Source organism: Paenibacillus sp. p3-SID1389, assembly GCF_025151705.1.
In the GTDB taxonomy this organism is placed as follows: Bacteria; Bacillota; Bacilli; order Paenibacillales; family Paenibacillaceae; genus Fontibacillus; species Fontibacillus phoenicis.
Map to the genome: position 1 here is coordinate 57276 of NZ_JALXVO010000003.1, position 14381 is coordinate 71656.

General features: G+C 54.6%; 17 protein-coding genes, 1 pseudogene and 2 riboswitches. Of the genes and pseudogenes, 8 read left to right on the forward strand and 10 right to left on the reverse strand.

Annotation, left to right across the window (positions count from 1 at the left end; all coding sequences use genetic code 11):
• Positions 1-172 precede the first annotated feature (172 nt).
• Positions 173-1060: pseudogene (gene rpoD, locus M3G15_RS02140) on the forward strand (RNA polymerase sigma factor RpoD); the annotation flags it as partial.
• 133 nt (positions 1061-1193) lie between these two features.
• Here the strand turns inward: rpoD and M3G15_RS02145 are convergent.
• From M3G15_RS02145 to M3G15_RS02160, 4 genes are all read right to left on the reverse strand, one after another.
• Complete coding sequence (locus M3G15_RS02145; RefSeq protein WP_260069940.1) at positions 1194-2297, reverse strand: hypothetical protein; 1104 nt, start codon at positions 2295-2297, stop codon at positions 1194-1196.
• Between the two features lie 104 nt (positions 2298-2401).
• Positions 2402-2773, reverse strand: coding sequence for a fluoride efflux transporter CrcB (gene crcB / locus M3G15_RS02150; protein ID WP_009223186.1), 372 nt, complete (start codon positions 2771-2773; stop codon positions 2402-2404).
• Positions 2770-3159 carry a fluoride efflux transporter CrcB gene (crcB, locus tag M3G15_RS02155; protein ID WP_009223187.1) on the reverse strand — a complete coding sequence of 130 codons (390 nt, stop codon included), beginning with the start codon at positions 3157-3159 and terminating at the stop codon, positions 2770-2772. The genes crcB (M3G15_RS02150) and crcB (M3G15_RS02155) overlap by 4 nt, the downstream gene beginning before the upstream one ends.
• A gap of 42 nt (positions 3160-3201) precedes the next feature.
• A riboswitch (Fluoride riboswitch) is annotated at positions 3202-3263 on the reverse strand.
• Between the two features lie 49 nt (positions 3264-3312).
• Positions 3313-3726: a DUF4183 domain-containing protein gene (locus M3G15_RS02160; protein WP_260069941.1), complete on the reverse strand. Its 414-nt coding sequence runs from the start codon at positions 3724-3726 to the stop codon at positions 3313-3315.
• A 213-nt stretch (positions 3727-3939) separates the two neighbouring features.
• Here M3G15_RS02160 and M3G15_RS21490 point away from each other — a divergent pair, with 213 nt between their 5' ends.
• From M3G15_RS21490 to M3G15_RS02180, 3 genes are all read left to right on the forward strand, one after another.
• The gene (locus M3G15_RS21490; protein WP_311202247.1) at positions 3940-4671 is read left to right on the forward strand and encodes a DUF4183 domain-containing protein; all 732 of its coding nucleotides are present in this window, start codon (positions 3940-3942) and stop codon (positions 4669-4671) included.
• Positions 4672-4759: 88 nt separating this feature from the next.
• Positions 4760-5176, forward strand: coding sequence for a metallothiol transferase FosB (fosB, locus tag M3G15_RS02175; protein WP_009223190.1), 417 nt, complete (start codon positions 4760-4762; stop codon positions 5174-5176).
• A 56-nt stretch (positions 5177-5232) separates the two neighbouring features.
• Positions 5233-6117 carry a radical SAM/SPASM domain-containing protein gene (locus M3G15_RS02180; protein WP_009223191.1) on the forward strand — a complete coding sequence of 295 codons (885 nt, stop codon included), beginning with the start codon at positions 5233-5235 and terminating at the stop codon, positions 6115-6117.
• Between the two features lie 72 nt (positions 6118-6189).
• Here the strand turns inward: M3G15_RS02180 and M3G15_RS02185 are convergent, their stop codons facing one another.
• From M3G15_RS02185 to namA, 3 genes are all read right to left on the reverse strand, one after another.
• Positions 6190-7026: a 1,4-dihydroxy-6-naphtoate synthase gene (locus M3G15_RS02185; protein ID WP_009223192.1), complete on the reverse strand. Its 837-nt coding sequence runs from the start codon at positions 7024-7026 to the stop codon at positions 6190-6192.
• Positions 7023-7703: a futalosine hydrolase gene (locus tag M3G15_RS02190; RefSeq protein WP_260069942.1), complete on the reverse strand. Its 681-nt coding sequence runs from the start codon at positions 7701-7703 to the stop codon at positions 7023-7025. The genes M3G15_RS02185 and M3G15_RS02190 overlap by 4 nt, the downstream gene beginning before the upstream one ends.
• A gap of 166 nt (positions 7704-7869) precedes the next feature.
• Positions 7870-8880, reverse strand: coding sequence for an NADPH dehydrogenase NamA (gene namA, locus M3G15_RS02195; protein ID WP_009223194.1), 1011 nt, complete (start codon positions 8878-8880; stop codon positions 7870-7872).
• Positions 8881-9060: 180 nt separating this feature from the next.
• A riboswitch (guanidine-I (ykkC/yxkD leader) is annotated at positions 9061-9169 on the forward strand.
• A gap of 58 nt (positions 9170-9227) precedes the next feature.
• On the opposite strand from namA, the gene M3G15_RS02200 reads away from it, so the two are divergent.
• The 3 genes from M3G15_RS02200 to M3G15_RS02210 are packed head-to-tail and all read left to right on the forward strand — an operon-like array spanning position 9228 to position 10250.
• Positions 9228-9569: a DMT family transporter gene (locus M3G15_RS02200; RefSeq protein WP_260069943.1), complete on the forward strand. Its 342-nt coding sequence runs from the start codon at positions 9228-9230 to the stop codon at positions 9567-9569.
• Between the two features lie 3 nt (positions 9570-9572).
• Positions 9573-9890, forward strand: a complete 318-nt coding sequence (locus M3G15_RS02205; RefSeq protein ID WP_260069944.1) for a DMT family transporter — start codon at positions 9573-9575, stop codon at positions 9888-9890.
• A 36-nt stretch (positions 9891-9926) separates the two neighbouring features.
• The gene (locus M3G15_RS02210) at positions 9927-10250 is read left to right on the forward strand and encodes a nitroreductase family protein (RefSeq protein ID WP_323079064.1); all 324 of its coding nucleotides are present in this window, start codon (positions 9927-9929) and stop codon (positions 10248-10250) included.
• Positions 10251-10296: 46 nt separating this feature from the next.
• On the opposite strand, the gene M3G15_RS02215 is transcribed toward M3G15_RS02210, so the two are convergent.
• On the reverse strand, positions 10297-12099 hold the full coding sequence (locus M3G15_RS02215; protein ID WP_260069945.1) for an ABC transporter substrate-binding protein: 1803 nt from the start codon (positions 12097-12099) through the stop codon (positions 10297-10299).
• A gap of 154 nt (positions 12100-12253) precedes the next feature.
• On the opposite strand from M3G15_RS02215, the gene M3G15_RS02220 reads away from it, so the two are divergent.
• The gene (locus M3G15_RS02220; protein ID WP_260069946.1) at positions 12254-12436 is read left to right on the forward strand and encodes a hypothetical protein; all 183 of its coding nucleotides are present in this window, start codon (positions 12254-12256) and stop codon (positions 12434-12436) included.
• A gap of 52 nt (positions 12437-12488) precedes the next feature.
• Here the strand turns inward: M3G15_RS02220 and M3G15_RS02225 are convergent, their stop codons facing one another.
• Both M3G15_RS02225 and M3G15_RS02230 read right to left on the reverse strand, forming a co-directional pair.
• Positions 12489-13481, reverse strand: a complete 993-nt coding sequence (locus tag M3G15_RS02225; RefSeq protein WP_260069947.1) for an electron transfer flavoprotein subunit alpha/FixB family protein — start codon at positions 13479-13481, stop codon at positions 12489-12491.
• A gap of 19 nt (positions 13482-13500) precedes the next feature.
• Positions 13501-14268: an electron transfer flavoprotein subunit beta/FixA family protein gene (locus M3G15_RS02230; protein ID WP_009223201.1), complete on the reverse strand. Its 768-nt coding sequence runs from the start codon at positions 14266-14268 to the stop codon at positions 13501-13503.
• Between the last annotated feature and the right edge of the window lie 113 nt (positions 14269-14381).

Genomic DNA, 14381 nt, shown 5'->3' on the forward strand with positions numbered 1-14381 from the left:
GTATAAACTAATGAACTGTGGTAAAATGACGGATAGCCAATCACAAAAAACTCACGCAATAATCTCCTCAATAATAGCATAAAATCAATCATTTGTCAAATGGATTTACGGTTTTAGAGATATAGAGTGGTTTTCGCATTTAATTTTTAGGGTGGGGGTCTGGAAGATGACAGAGGACTTGAAGAATAATGAATTGGATTACACCGATGATCTGACGTTACCGCCAGGAATTAAAATCGATGACCCGGTCAGAATGTATCTGAAGGAAATCGGGCGCGTGCCTCTGTTATCCGCAGAGGAGGAAATCGAGCTTGCGCAGCGCATCGAGAACGGGGATGAGGAAGCGAAGCGCCGATTGGCTGAAGCGAATCTCAGATTGGTGGTCAGCATTGCCCGTCGTTATGTTGGGCGCGGGATGGTTTTCCTGGACCTGATTCAAGAGGGCAATATGGGCCTGATCAAAGCGGTGGAGAAGTTCGATTATTCGAAAGGGTTCAAGTTCAGTACTTACGCCACCTGGTGGATTCGTCAAGCGATTACCCGTGCGATAGCAGACCAAGCCCGAACGATCCGAATACCGGTGCATATGGTGGAAACCATTAATAAACTGATCCGTGTCTCCCGGCAGTTGCTTCAGGAGATCGGACGCGAGCCGACTCCGGAGGAGATTGCGAAGGAGATGGATTTGACGCCGGATAAGGTGCGGGAGATTATGAAAATCGCTCAGGAACCGGTATCGTTGGAAACGCCGATCGGGGAAGAGAACGATTCGAACCTCGGCGATTTTATCGAAGATCACGATGCTCCGGCTCCGGCAGAAGCTGCGGCCTATGAATTATTGAAGGAGCAGCTGGAAGAAGTGTTGGATACACTGACCGAGCGTGAGGAAAATGTCCTTCGGCTGCGTTTTGGTATGGATGACGGCCGGACGCGGACATTGGAAGAGGTTGGCAAGGAGTTTGGTGTTACGCGCGAACGGATTCGCCAGATCGAAGCCAAAGCGCTGCGCAAACTTCGGCATCCAAGCCGCAGCAAGCGGCTGAAAGATTTTATGGAATAACATGGTAAGCTCCCTAAGGGTTCCCTTAGGGAGCTTTTTTTAAAGATATCAGGATTGGCATCCTGATATCGCAAGAAAAATTTCCTCTAAACGCGGTCTGTCTACTTTGAATGTACGTCGATAGACGTTTTTCTTATGTGGTCCTCCGACGGAGCGGGCGGGGAGACGCCGTAATCGGACGGAGGGATTGGACCAGCTTCGCCGGCAACGGCCGGATGCACATAAATTTCTTACTGTTGCCCCGCCCGGATCGAAGCAGCCGCCCTGAACCGGGCTTTGCTACCCGCGCGCCAAACACCTGCATAAACCATTCAATGGGATAGGAGATGGACAGCAATCCGTTTTCGGATCCGGCAAAATTCACCGCAGTCGCAAGATTGCCTTTCCTCGTCAGCCACACCGAGCCGGAATCGCCTTCCAAGGAAACGGGGCGTTTGCCACGGATCACGCTTTGGTTCTTGAAGGTAATCATCCCTAAATTGCCGTAATCCCCGTAATCGACCTGCACATCGGTATGGATTGATTCCACCGTACCGGTTACAACCCCTGTCGTGCGACCCACCTTCTTAAGTCGATCACCGATTTTATAGGATCGCACATGGCCCGGGACGATCCCAAAGACAGCATAGGCTGGCTTCAGCAAAGAACGTCTCAAAGGTTTGGCGGTAGCTGCGTCGATATAATTTGCCCGTTTCCGGCTCAGCTTGACGAAACGGTCCAGCTGACCGATGCGGTCCTTAGCGATAGTCCCTCCATCAGCACCTCCCGGTTGCAGCGTGGCAGAGAATCGCCGGGTATTATTATCGACGAGGACGTGGTTGTTGCTAAGGATCAAGCGTTGGCATCCGGAAGCATCTCCGCTGACGATCAAACCAACCGTGCCGGAGGAGTCCGATGTGCCAACGCTGTAGCCGGCCATAACCGGGCGAATTCGGCGCGTGAACCTGCCGCCGTTCCCATTACCGGCCCGTTTGCAGAACCTAGGGGAACGGACGATACGAAACGGCACGCCAGCCCGAGGCTTTAGATAACGAGGTAATGCTGTGGTGCGGGTTGACTTGTTTTGTTTGGCGGCAGCGGCTGTGGTCAGGGGATTGGCATATACGATGATCGCTGCGCCGCGTTTGGGGCGTTTCGGGTCCCGCAAGCCGACGCCAACGCCATGGACTCCCTTCATCTTCAGCATCTTCCCGGCAATGCGCTGTTTCAGCAAATAAGCTCTACGAAAACTGGCCAATAGATATCACCTTTTCTCGCATATTCGCGGATTTGCTGCATTATATGCTGGCGCCGGGACGCTTGATCGTTATACGGGCCGATGCCTTTGTAATGGAGGGAGCGTTAAGTTGAGACAAGCCAGCTTCCCAACCATGCGCAAGCCGCGCCGAGCAAAGCCGAGGTCAGCACATATACGGCCGCCTTTTGTTTTTGCCCCTTGTTAATTAAGGTGATCGTTTCATATCCAAAGGTGGAGAACGTCGTGTAGGCACCGCAAAATCCAGTCCCCAGCATCAACCAGCCCCAGTCAGGGATAGCCTGCCGTGTGTGGAGTCCGGCTAGGACGCCAAGCAGGAGGCTGCCGCTGAGATTGATTACCCACGTTCCCCAAGGAAATTGCGAGCCGCGAGGGGCGGTTTGGGATGAGATCCATTGTCCTAAATAGTAACGAAGGAGCGTGCCGAGAATCCCGCCAAGTCCCACGATGCCGATCATGCGGAGTCCCCTGCCTTAGGAGCCTGTTGTTTTTGACCTAAGCGGACTCCAGCCCAAGCCATCAGAAGACCGCCGATCAAGCTGGTCAACAGATAGGCGACTGCCGCAGCCAGATGTCCGGTATGTATCGCATCAACGGTCTGGACCGTGAAGGTGGAGAACGTCGTAAATGCACCGGCAAATCCCGTACCTGCCCCGATGCGTATACTGGGATGGATCTTTCGCAGGGCAGCGACGGTAAACAACCAGCCGAGAAATAAGCAACCGGCCCAGTTGATGAGCAGGATCGAAAGTGGAAAAGTTCCAATGTTTGGAATCCAGAGGGACAGTCCGTACCGGAGCAGGGTTCCGAGTAAGCCACCCACAATTAATGCAAGGATGTTCAATGTGCTCTACCTCCTGAAAAAATAGACAGACTCCTACCAGAGAGTCTGGTAGGAGTCATCAGCTCAAACGAGCGGTTTAGGCGAACTCCATCGCCTTATTGCGTTGTCATTGGCAACATTTTATGCTATGAGGGGACAACTCGTCAATACAGATTACGTGATAATCGTAATGGTGGGCGCCGAAATTGTTGGCGGGGTTGTAATTGTGGAAACGACGTTGCTGAAGCTGCCCACTTCAATCTGAACGGGAACACCTGCGATCAAATCCACGGTGTCGAGCACGAGGCTGGCCGTGGTCAGCGTTGACAACGAGGATTGTTGAAGTACGCCGTTAATGTAAACGTTGAAATAATCGGTACCGGTGAGCTCAGGCAGTTCCGTGATCGGTGCGTCGGCATCGTCGACGAAGCTGGCGGCAGGAATGGTCGTTTCGGTAGCGCCGATCATGTCGGCTGTTAACGTGGCGAAGTAACGGGTGACTGTCGGCGTTACTACGGTTGTAACTTCACCTCCAGAGGCGACTGGAGCCGATGCTACTGCCGTAAATACGGGTTTAATTACAGGCATCTATCATCACCTCCTAATCTTTGAGGGTATCGAGAGTGTCCGATACATCATATATAATGATGCAACTTTGTTAAGTGACAGGGCTGACAACCTCCGTTGAATGTGGATTTTTTGGACGGCGGGGGAAGCCAATTGCCCAAGCGCCAAAGACGGGTTATTCATAGGATAGGTAAGTAAGAGTTGAAGAGCCATCTGGCCAGGGGGAAGCGGTGAATGGGAGCGGCAAGAGGTGCGCGCAAAAAGGCAACGCGCATGAACAAACGGCGGTATCAAGCCCATAAGGTAAAGCACTGCCAGACATGCTCGCGTCAGCGGCGCCGGAAGCGGGTCGTGCATGCACTGCGGCTTCGTTATCTGCGAGCGGCACGGCTCCTGCACCGCTACCGCCGGTTACTTCGGCAGTATGAGCGCTTGGTACGCGCGAAGAATCTTATGCCGTTTCCTGGTGGAGTTGCGGAGGATCTGGCCGAAATGCGGGGAGCAACTGGAGCGTTGGGACCCGCAGGACCGCAGGGCGCTCCGGGAAGTGCCGGTCCGATGGGACCGCCAGGGCCGCAGGGCGAGCCAGGAGCAGCCGGGCCAATGGGGCTAACAGGTCCACAAGGCGAGCGGGGAAAGCCCGGACCACCAGGACTGCCTGCAGGCGATATTCGGGTTACCTCTACAGTTTTCCGTTACTTTTTTGCGCCGCTTGCCGATTTGACCGGGACCGTTCACATCCCTGCCAATCAATTTACGGATGACGAGGGGGAAACGCCTGCGGTTTTTGCCGGGATCGGTGGAGGGTCCTATACCAACTTATTTATCAATGGCATGCTGCAGGAAGGCAGATTGTTTGTACTGGAGCCGGAGTCTTTGACGTTGTTGCTGGGGCAGGATATGATAGGGGCAGGCACGCCGATTATAGTGGAAAACGTGCGAATCACCGCCAAAGCCACGTCCTGAACTAGGAAAATGCGAAGCAGCATGAAAATTCGTCGTGGCAGGGGGCAGGGCCTTGTCACGGTCTGTTTGATAGAGTAGGAGGATTGGTATGAAAATTAATGGCATTAATCATTTCTGTTTCTCCGTATCGGATTTGGATCGATCCATGGCGTTCTATGAGCAGGTCTTTGGAGCGACTCCCCTGGTGAAAGGACATAAGCTTGCCTATTTCGACCTGAACGGGCTGTGGATCGCCTTAAATCAGGAAGACATTCCGCGGGACAAGCAGCATCGTACATATACGCATATCGCTTTTTCGATCGATGAGGGGGATTTCGAGGCCTTTCAGAACCGGCTCCGGGAATTAAACGTTGAAGTGCTGCCAGGGCGTGAAAGAGATCAGCGCGACAAAAAGTCGATTTATTTTCTGGACCCGGACGGGCATATGTTCGAATTCCATACCGGAACGTTACAAGACCGACTGGATTACTATAAAGCGGACAAAGACCACATGATCTTTTATTAACCGCGATTCATTGATAGAATAAGACAGTAACTAAAATTTAAATGAAGTAGGTCACCATGAAAAAATTCAAAAAGTTTTATATCGAAACGACCAGCATCTGCAACCTGGCCTGCAGCTTCTGTCCGCCGACCCATCGCCAGGCGCAGTTTATCAAAGTTGAGGACTTCCGCAAGATTCTGGACGACATCAAGCCGCATACGGACTATATTTATTTTCATGTCAAAGGCGAGCCACTGCTGCACCCCAAGATCGACCAGTTGCTTGACATTAGCCACGAAAAAGGGTTTAAGGTCAACATCACCACGAACGGCACGCTGCTCCCCAAGGTGCGTCATAAGCTGCTCGGCAAGCCGGCGCTGCGGCAGATGAATTTTTCGTTGCACAGCTTCGACGGACATGAAGGTTCGACCGACCGGGAAGGGTATTTGCGGAACGTGTTGTCCTTCGTCCGTGAGGCAGTAGCTGCGTCCGATTTGATCGTTTCGTTCCGCCTGTGGAATTTGACCCAGGATAACGAGACGAACCTGCAACGGATGCGTAACCGGGAGACGCTTGCCATCATTGAGCAAGAATTCAACCTAGATTATCGGATCGAGGAGAAGGTCACACCCGGAAGCGGGGTTAAATTAGCCGAGCGGATTTACTTGAACCAAGATTACGAATTCGATTGGCCGGATTTGCGGGCTCCGGAGGACGATGGCAAAGGCTTCTGCCATGCGCTGCGCAACCAGGCCGGAATTCTCGTGGACGGCACGGTTATTCCTTGCTGTCTGGATGGGGAAGGGATCATCAATCTTGGGAATGTGTATCAAACGCCATTTTCGGAGATTGTGGAAGGAGAGCGAGCGAACCGCTTGTACGAAGGCTTCTCCCGGCGCGAAGCCGTCGAGGAGCTATGCAGGAAGTGCGGGTATCGCAAACGGTTTGGGGGAGGGGCGTAAAGTTGCACCCAACAAAAGAAAGAAGGAGTCGAGATTCGGCTCCTTCTTTGTTTTTTGATGGATTCTTTACACTCACCAGCTGGCATTCAGCTTGGCCGGATCGATCTTCGGCACCAAGCCTTCGGCGGCCGCCCGGTCCAGCAAACCGCGGATGGCCGCGTATCCGTCCTCACCTAAATCCGCTGTATATTGGTTCACGTACAGTCCGATATGCGCTTTCTGCACCTCGGGCGACATTTCCTGCGCATGGCTCATCACATACTTCGCCGAAGATTCCGGATGCGCCCAGGCGTATTCCACGGATTCCCGTGTCCAGCGGGCAATTGCGGCCAGATCCAGCGACCGGCGGGCGATGATTGCACCGAGGGGAATCGGCAAGCCCGTATCGGATTCCCACCAGTTGCCCAGGTCTTGAAGCAGGTGCAGTCCGTAATTTTGATAAGTAAAACGTGCTTCATGGATCACCAGACCCGCATCCAATTCGCCGCGTTGAACGGCGGGCATAATCTCGTCGAACGGCATGACGACGATCTCGCCGACGCCGCCGGGAACATGCTTTGCTGCCCAGAGCCGAAACAGCAGGTACGCGGTGGATCGTTCGCTTGGAACCGCAACGCGGCGGCCCGACAGGTCGGAAGGCGAGCATGCCTTCGCCGTTAATACGAGCGGCCCGCAGCCGCGGCCCAGCGCTCCGCCGCACGGGAGCAGTGCGTACTCGTCCAGCACCCAAGGGAGAGCCGCGTAGGAAATTTTCAGCACCTCAGGTCCGGTGCCGGAAGCCGCCCAACCGTTCGTAATATCAATATCCGCATAGGTGACATCGAGCTCAGGAGCTCCCGGGATTAACCCGTGGACCCAGGCGTGGAACACAAAGGTATCGTTAGGACAAGGCGAAAAAGCGATTTTCATGATTGCAGCACCTCCGGTAGTTTAGCACAAGCTTGCTCTAAAGCTTGCAGAGCATCGCCGATTTTCCACAGTTCCCGTTGCCTTGGACCTACGGCGTTAGAGATGGCGCGCAGTTCCAGCACGGGAACGCCGAACTGGCGGGCGGCTTCGGCCACGCCAAAGCCTTCCATCGCTTCGGCGCCAGCGCCGGGGTAACGCTGGGCAAGCCGGCGTGCCGTTTCCGCCGTCCCTGTGACGGTGGATAACGTCAGGATCGGGCCGTGGTGGACCGGCAGCCCGGCCTCCCGCAGCGCCGCAGCCCAGCGAGCCGCCAGCTCGTCCGCCACGGCGATTCGGGGCGAGCCGAAGCCCAGCTCGTCCACGCTGGCGAAGCCGTCCGGCGTCTCCGCACCGAGGTCGGCGGCGATAATTTCGCTCGCGACGACCAGCGAGCCAACGCCGGCGACCTCGGTGAATCCGCCGCCGATCCCGGCGCTGAGGACGAGGCTGTACGGGCCGCCGGCGGTTTGGCCGGCGCGAGCCAGCGCGGCCGCTGTCGCCGCTGCCGCCGACGCCGGGCCAACTCCCGCCAGCTGCACATCAGTGCCTTCATAGCCGGCGAGTCCGCGCAGGACGGCCTGCTGTTCGGCTTCTACCGCCGTCATGATCAAAATTTGGGGATGAGGACGATTTAGCATCTATCAAGAACAACTCCTTGGTCCGTGGACAAATTCACTCTTCAAATTATAAAACTCTGCTTCGGGAAAACCAAGTCAGGTTTTGATCATAACCAGCCAGGCCAATGCCAAGCAAAAAGACCCGCCTTCGCCAATCGCGAAAACGGGCCTCCAACACTGGTCCGTTTTAAGCTCTTTGGTATTGAACCGGGCGCTCTAACGTCGTGTTCAGGGCTTTGGCAGCCTCGTACGCCCAATAAGGGTTGCGAAGCAGCTCGCGGCCTAACAGCACCAGATCTGCCCGCCCGTTGCCGAGAATTTCTTCCGCATGGGAAGGGTCCGTGATTAAACCAACGGCACCGGTGGCAACCTCAGCTTGGCGGCGGATTTGTTCCGCCAGGTTCACTTGATATCCCGGGAACGTTTGAATTTGTGCCGGAACCAACCCGCCAGAGCTGCAGTCAATCAGATCCACGCCTTGCGCTTTCATTCGGCGGGCATAGTTGATATATTGCTCCAGCGAATTGCCCTGCGGATCGTATTCATTCGCCGAGATCCGGACGAACAGCGGACCGGACCAAACCGAATTTACTGCCTCGATCACTTCGCTCAACAACCGGTAACGGTTATCGGCGTTTCCGCCGTATTCGTCTTCCCGATGGTTGGTCACCGGAGAAAGGAATTCGTTCAGCAAATACCCATGGGCCCCATGGATCTCAATGACGTCAAAACCGGCCTCCTTCGCGCGGCGTGCCCCGTCGCGGAAACCTTCCACAATCCGCCGGATATCCTCGGCATCCGCGGCCTTAGGCGTTTTTTTCTCCGGAAACGGAATGGCAGACGGCGCTAGAATCGTTTCCTCGAGCTCCGCTTTCCGTCCAGCATGGGCGAGTTGAATCCCAATTTTGGCGCCGTTACGATGCACAAGGTCAACGAGCTCCTTCAATCCGGAGATGTGTTCATCGCTCCAGATGCCAAGATCTCGATACGAAATCCGTCCTTCTGGTAAGACGGCCGTCGCTTCGACAAGGATCAAGCCAACGCCGCCAACGGCGCGGGACGCGTAGTGAACCCGGTGCCAATCCTCGACTTTTCCGTCTCGGTTGTGGGAAGAATATTGGCACATGGGGGACATAACAATCCGGTTTTTAAACGTAACCTGTTTGATCGTATACGGGGTAAATAGTTGGGCGCTCATTCTCTATCACTCCTTCTCTTGCTTTTAGAATGTTATGGAATAAACCTCTGTCAATATCCATGTTAGTCGATCGGATTACAACTTACAAGTACGCACAAAATTGTTCTATAGTATAGTTTTGTATACTTAAAATTATCGGTACTTCTTGACCCTGCAGCAGGAATCGGTTAAGATAGCTATCGAATTGTTCCCTAGGGTTCCGCGGCGGATACACCGGCCGGACTGGTCCAAGAGGGAACGCGCGGCACTTATCATGTCGTGGACACGGAGGGACAAAAGCCCGGGAGATATCGTTTGTTGATATCTTTCGGGTTTTATTTTTTGCATAAAGGAGTGAGTCATGCAGCATGAAACGTGATTGGGGGTGGGTCGGCGTTGCCGGCTTATTTGAGATTGGATGGGTGATCGGCTTGAAGCACGCCGGGGATGCGCTCGGCTGGGGAGCGACGGCGGTTTGTATCGTGATGAGCATGTACTTACTGATCTTATCCGGACGGCGGCTTCCGATTGGCACGGTCTATGCCGTATTCACGGGCATCGGCACGGCAGGTACGGTGATCGCGGAGATGGCGTTGTTTGGGGAACCGTTCCGCTGGGCTAAGCTGCTGCTCATTTTGCTGTTGCTGGTCGGCGTTATCGGCTTGAAGCTGGTGACCGATAGAGAGAAGCAGACGGAAGGGGGAGCTTAACCGATGGATTGGATACTGCTTGTTTTTGCCGGATTTGGCGAGGTGCTGGGCGTGATCGGGATTAACAAAAGCAACACCCGTAAGAGCCTAGGTGCGTATGCCTGGATGGCCGGCGGTTTTTTGCTCAGCTTCCTGTTTCTGACCTTGGCGATGCGAACCATTTCCATGGGGACGGCGTATGCGGTGTGGACGGGAATCGGTACAGCGGGAAGCGCGATCGCCGGGATGCTGCTCTATGGCGAATCCCGCGAGTGGCGGAGGCTGCTGTTTATTGCCTTTATTTTAGGCGCAGCCGTGGGTTTAAAGCTCATCAGCGAGTAAACGGAAGCTGCTTCGGGATGGGTTGGATTTACGTCTATTGGGGGCATATTAAGGGAGGTTCCATTCACACAGATGGTGATCGAAGGGTTGCAGAAGCAGTTTGCCTTATACGCCGAGAACTTCCCGGTTTGGGCGCAGCAAAACGGCATGTTACAATATGTCGTTTGGACAGCCCTGTCGGACGAAGGCGTAGGCGCTTCGATCCAGCATTATAACCCTTTAATCGACGAGGAAATGCGGAAGGAATGGGGCGTACCGGAAAGCTGGAAGCTAATTGCGCAAATGCCGTTTGGCAACATTGAGGCTCCGGCTGGCGACAAGGAGTTTGGGCCGATTGACAACCGAATGAAGGTTAATTAATACAAAAAGCGTTTGGCTCAACAGCCAGACGCTTTTTTTAGGGGACTCACCCCGCTGTGGAGGTCAGCCAGATGTCCTTAAAGTCCATCCAGCCGAGGTTGTTGATCGCAACACCGCGGATGGAAGGGTGGACATACGTGTTCAACATGCTGTGCACAAGAAAAGTAACCTGCGCTTCATCCTGCAGGCGATTTTCGATTTGCTGCAGCAACACCCGCCGTTTCTCCGGACTTCTGGACGCAAAAACTTCATCCACCATGCCGAACACCCAGCGGCTTAATTCCGGCGGCATATGCAAACGGATGTAGCTGTCTTCCTGCAAGAAGCTTTCCAACTCGCACACCTCATCCTCGGCGAAGACGAGGTATAACAGGACGGCATCGGCTTCCAGGGCAGCCGTTCTTGCCATATCACCTTTTTCATAATTCACAACCTCAACCGGAATTCCGATCGTATCGCATTGGAGTTTGATCCATTCGGCTTCCTCTCTATCGAGATAATGGGCTGCCAAGCGGATCGGCTCGCCGATATAACCTATTTCCTCCAGCAGTTGCCTTGCGGCGGCCGGATCGTGCCGATGAACCCCCAGCGTGGTTTCCTCGGTTGGCTGGAAGCTGCGTGCCGGATATCCGGATTTCCCCGTAGTTCGGATCAACCCAGGGCGGTCAATCACCAGGTTAATCGCCTGCCGAAACGCCAGCGATTGCTGCGGTCCAAGTCGGTTACGATTCCAGGAAATTAAGCTGCAGCCCCGTCTTAAGGTCTGGATTCGATTCCAATCGTCCCCGGCTTGGGCGGGAACCCGTGAATCGTTGACGATCAGTTGCTCCCATCTCAACTTGGAGGAATTCGGAATATCGTCGGGCAGAAAGACCAGGGTAACGCCGTCCAAATAAGGTCGACCGAGAAAATAACCCGCATGTACCTCAAGCTCCATCCGGTTCAAGCTCCAATGGGTAAGCCGGAACGGGCCAGTGCCGCTTGGAAACTGCCAAAATGCCGTTTCGTCCTTACTGAGTAAATCGGCAGGAAGGATGGAAGCACATGAGGAGCAGAACAGGCGGGGGAGCAGCCAATTTGGTTGATGCAACTGGAACACAACGGTTCGCGCATCCAGCGCCTCGATCCGGTCTACGCTCGACACCAACCAGCGGTTGGTTGAGACTTCCCGCAGCCGAGAAAAGGTGAAAACGACGTCCTCGGCGGTGAGCTCTTTTCCATGATGAAAACGCACGCCTTTACGCAAATGGAACGTCCACGCCGTACCGGTCTCATCATGATCCCAATGATGGGCGATCATGCCGGTCACTTGACCCTTCGTCTGATCGTATTGCACCAGCCGATCGAAGATTTGCCGAACGAGATGGGAATCCAAGTCGTAAATCAGCTTGGCCGGATCTAACGTAAGCGGAGCTTTATACACCGGCAGGCGGAAGATGTCCCGGCAGCTTTGACCTGCGGCGAGCTGTCGTTCCGCTCCAAACTGGTCATTCAGCCACTGAATGAACCGTTCCCGCGCATGGATATCGCCTTCGTACTGATGAAGGAATTCGAAGGCCAAGCGGTATTCCCCTTTTTCCGCTAGCCTTTGGGCCAGGTCGATCAAGAAATTTTCCCGGTTCACCCGAAATACCAAACGGGAACGATGCCCGCGCCCTCGGCCCGGCGACCAGTCGATCAGACCTTCCTCCTGCAGCTTGCGGATCACCAGCTTGGCGTTCCGCTCCGTACAATGAAACAGCTTCGTTAAATCCTCCAGCGCGACCTCAACTTCGCGAGGCTCTGCCGAATCGCCGCTTCCCTCCGCATAATGATTCAGCAGCGCCAAATAACGCTCTGCGGTTAACACGATCACACACCTCCATGCCCCCGTCCTCCTTGCAAACGCAAAAGGGGAAATGACTTTGGAATAGTATACTCTTTTTCTTCCTGCTTTTGAAGCAGATAATGGAAATAAGCAGAGGGGCGGTCGTTACCAGCCCCGGAAGCAAGGAGGTTATCCCATGAATTATCAAGATTTTTACGTGAGAGAACGGGAGATTAAGGAATTCCATCAGTTGTTAAAAAGACCCGGCAACCCTAACTGCTTTGAAGGGATGACCGTTCCCAAGCGATCGGTGAAAAAACGGAAAAGAGCGAACGGCATGGGTAAGGTACTGCGGTCGATCCTGAATATGTTTTATTGATTCCTTACGAGGAAAATGCCCGCATCACGTGATGCAGGCATTTTTTTTTATATTAGGAGGTCTGTTCAGCGAGGACTTCTTTAAATTGCTCGGTTAACAAGGGAACGATTTCGAACAGATCGCCAACGATGCCGTAGTCGGCTACCTTGAAGATCGGCGCTTCAGGGTCTTTGTTAATGGCAATGATGATCCGCGATTGGCTCATGCCGGCCAGATGCTGAATCGCGCCGCTAATCCCGCAGGCGATATAAATTTCCGGTGTGACGACCTTTCCGGTTTGGCCGATTTGCAGCGCATAGTCGCAGTACCCGGCATCACACGCACCGCGCGAAGCGCCGACGGCGCCGCCGAGGGTGTCCGCCAGTTCTTCCAGCACTTTAAAGCCGTCGGCGCTTTTCACGCCGCGTCCTCCGGATACGACGATCTTCGCTTCGGTGAGATCGACCTTGCCGGACACTTTGCGCACCACATCCTTGAGGATCGTGTGCAGCGTTGCAGGCGGGGTAAACTCCAACGGAACGAGCGTCCCTGAGGCAGCGGCTGGGGCTGCAGGGGGGAAGTTGTTTGGACGGATGGTCACGATGCCGCTGCCGTCTGCCAGTTCTTTTTGCTCAAAGGCTTTCCCGGCATAAATTGGACGCGTAAATACAACACTGTCGCCGTCCTTGGTGAGGGCGGTAACGTCAGAAATTTGCCCGCAATCAAGCCAGGCAGCCAGCTGAGGTGCGAGATCGCGGCCGATGGCTGTATGTCCAAGCAGGATGAGTCTCGGTTCGTCCGGCAGCACGGCCAGGGCTTGCAGTATCGCTTCAAAGGCCAGCTCCGGCTGATAAGCATGGAGTTCGGTATGATCCAAGACCAGCACCTGGCCCTCCACATGACGGCTCAGCTCGGCTGCGGCATCATCCAGCTGATGACCCAGCAGCACCGCCGCAAGCCGGTCGCTTTCGCCCTGCAGCGCATTCGCGACGTGAAGCGCTTCCAAAGAGACTTGGCGAAGCTTACCATCCTTCGTTTCGACGATCACCACGTACGTTTTGCTCATGATTAACGCCTCCTTCGGGTTAAATGACTTTCGCTTCAGAGCGCAGCAGTCGAACCAATTCCGCTGCCTGTTCGCTAGGTGCACCGGCGAGCAGCTTGCCAGCTTGGCGGGCCGGCGGCAGGGAGAGGCCAAGCCGTCGTGTTTTGGGGGCGATGTCGGTTTCGTTCAGTCCAAGATCGGAGAGGGCCAATTCGCGGAACGGTTTCTTCTTTGCTCTCATAATTCCGGGGAGCGACGGATAGCGTGGTTCGTTTAAGCCTTGCTGGGCCGTGAAAACAGCGGGTAACGCCACCTCCAATGTTTCAGCGTCGCCTTCCGCATCCCGTACGGCGGTTGCCCGATCTCCGTTTACGGTCAGCTTCGTAATCGACGAGACGTGGGGGAGCGAGAGCAGCTTGGCAAGCCGCACGGCGACTTGACCGGCTCCGTTGTCCACGGAGAAGTTGCCGCCCAGGATAAGGTCATAGTTCAGCGTTTGCAGGTAGGCGGCGAGCAGGCGGGAGATGCCGTATTCGTCCGTATCGATCGTCTCTGTGGCGATCCGTACCGCTTCATCAGCGCCCATCGCCAGGGCGGTGCGCAGCGCTTCGGCCGCTCTTTCCGGCCCTGCCGACACGACCGTCACCGTGCCGCCATGGGCTTCCTTCAGGCGCAGCGCTTCCTCAACCGCATATTCGTCGTAAGGGTTAATGACGAACTTAACGCCGTCCTCACCAATCTTACCATCGGTGATGACGATTTTTTCCTCCGTATCGAAGGTTTGTTTCAGGATTACAACGACATGCATGCGGGCCAACTCCTTTCAAGAATGTTCTGCTTCAAGTTCATGCTAACGCTTGCCAGCGCACTTATTTGGGCGATAAGGAGTGAATTTCACTTCTAACGCTGATCAGTAACGCT

Coding starts and splice junctions, on each gene's coding strand:
- crcB (WP_009223186.1), bottom strand. CDS start 2,773: ATGATCGGCATCGTGGGACTTGGCGGGATTCTCGGCACGCTCCTTCGT.
- M3G15_RS02160 (WP_260069941.1), bottom strand. CDS start 3,726: ATGCCTGTAATTAAACCCGTATTTACGGCAGTAGCATCGGCTCCAGTC.
- M3G15_RS21490 (WP_311202247.1), top strand. CDS start 3,940: ATGGGAGCGGCAAGAGGTGCGCGCAAAAAGGCAACGCGCATGAACAAA.
- fosB (WP_009223190.1), top strand. CDS start 4,760: ATGAAAATTAATGGCATTAATCATTTCTGTTTCTCCGTATCGGATTTG.
- M3G15_RS02180 (WP_009223191.1), top strand. CDS start 5,233: ATGAAAAAATTCAAAAAGTTTTATATCGAAACGACCAGCATCTGCAAC.
- M3G15_RS02185 (WP_009223192.1), bottom strand. CDS start 7,026: ATGAAAATCGCTTTTTCGCCTTGTCCTAACGATACCTTTGTGTTCCAC.
- M3G15_RS02190 (WP_260069942.1), bottom strand. CDS start 7,703: ATGCTAAATCGTCCTCATCCCCAAATTTTGATCATGACGGCGGTAGAA.
- namA (WP_009223194.1), bottom strand. CDS start 8,880: ATGAGCGCCCAACTATTTACCCCGTATACGATCAAACAGGTTACGTTT.
- M3G15_RS02200 (WP_260069943.1), top strand. CDS start 9,228: ATGAAACGTGATTGGGGGTGGGTCGGCGTTGCCGGCTTATTTGAGATT.
- M3G15_RS02205 (WP_260069944.1), top strand. CDS start 9,573: ATGGATTGGATACTGCTTGTTTTTGCCGGATTTGGCGAGGTGCTGGGC.
- M3G15_RS02220 (WP_260069946.1), top strand. CDS start 12,254: ATGAATTATCAAGATTTTTACGTGAGAGAACGGGAGATTAAGGAATTC.
- M3G15_RS02225 (WP_260069947.1), bottom strand. CDS start 13,481: ATGAGCAAAACGTACGTGGTGATCGTCGAAACGAAGGATGGTAAGCTT.
- M3G15_RS02230 (WP_009223201.1), bottom strand. CDS start 14,268: ATGCATGTCGTTGTAATCCTGAAACAAACCTTCGATACGGAGGAAAAA.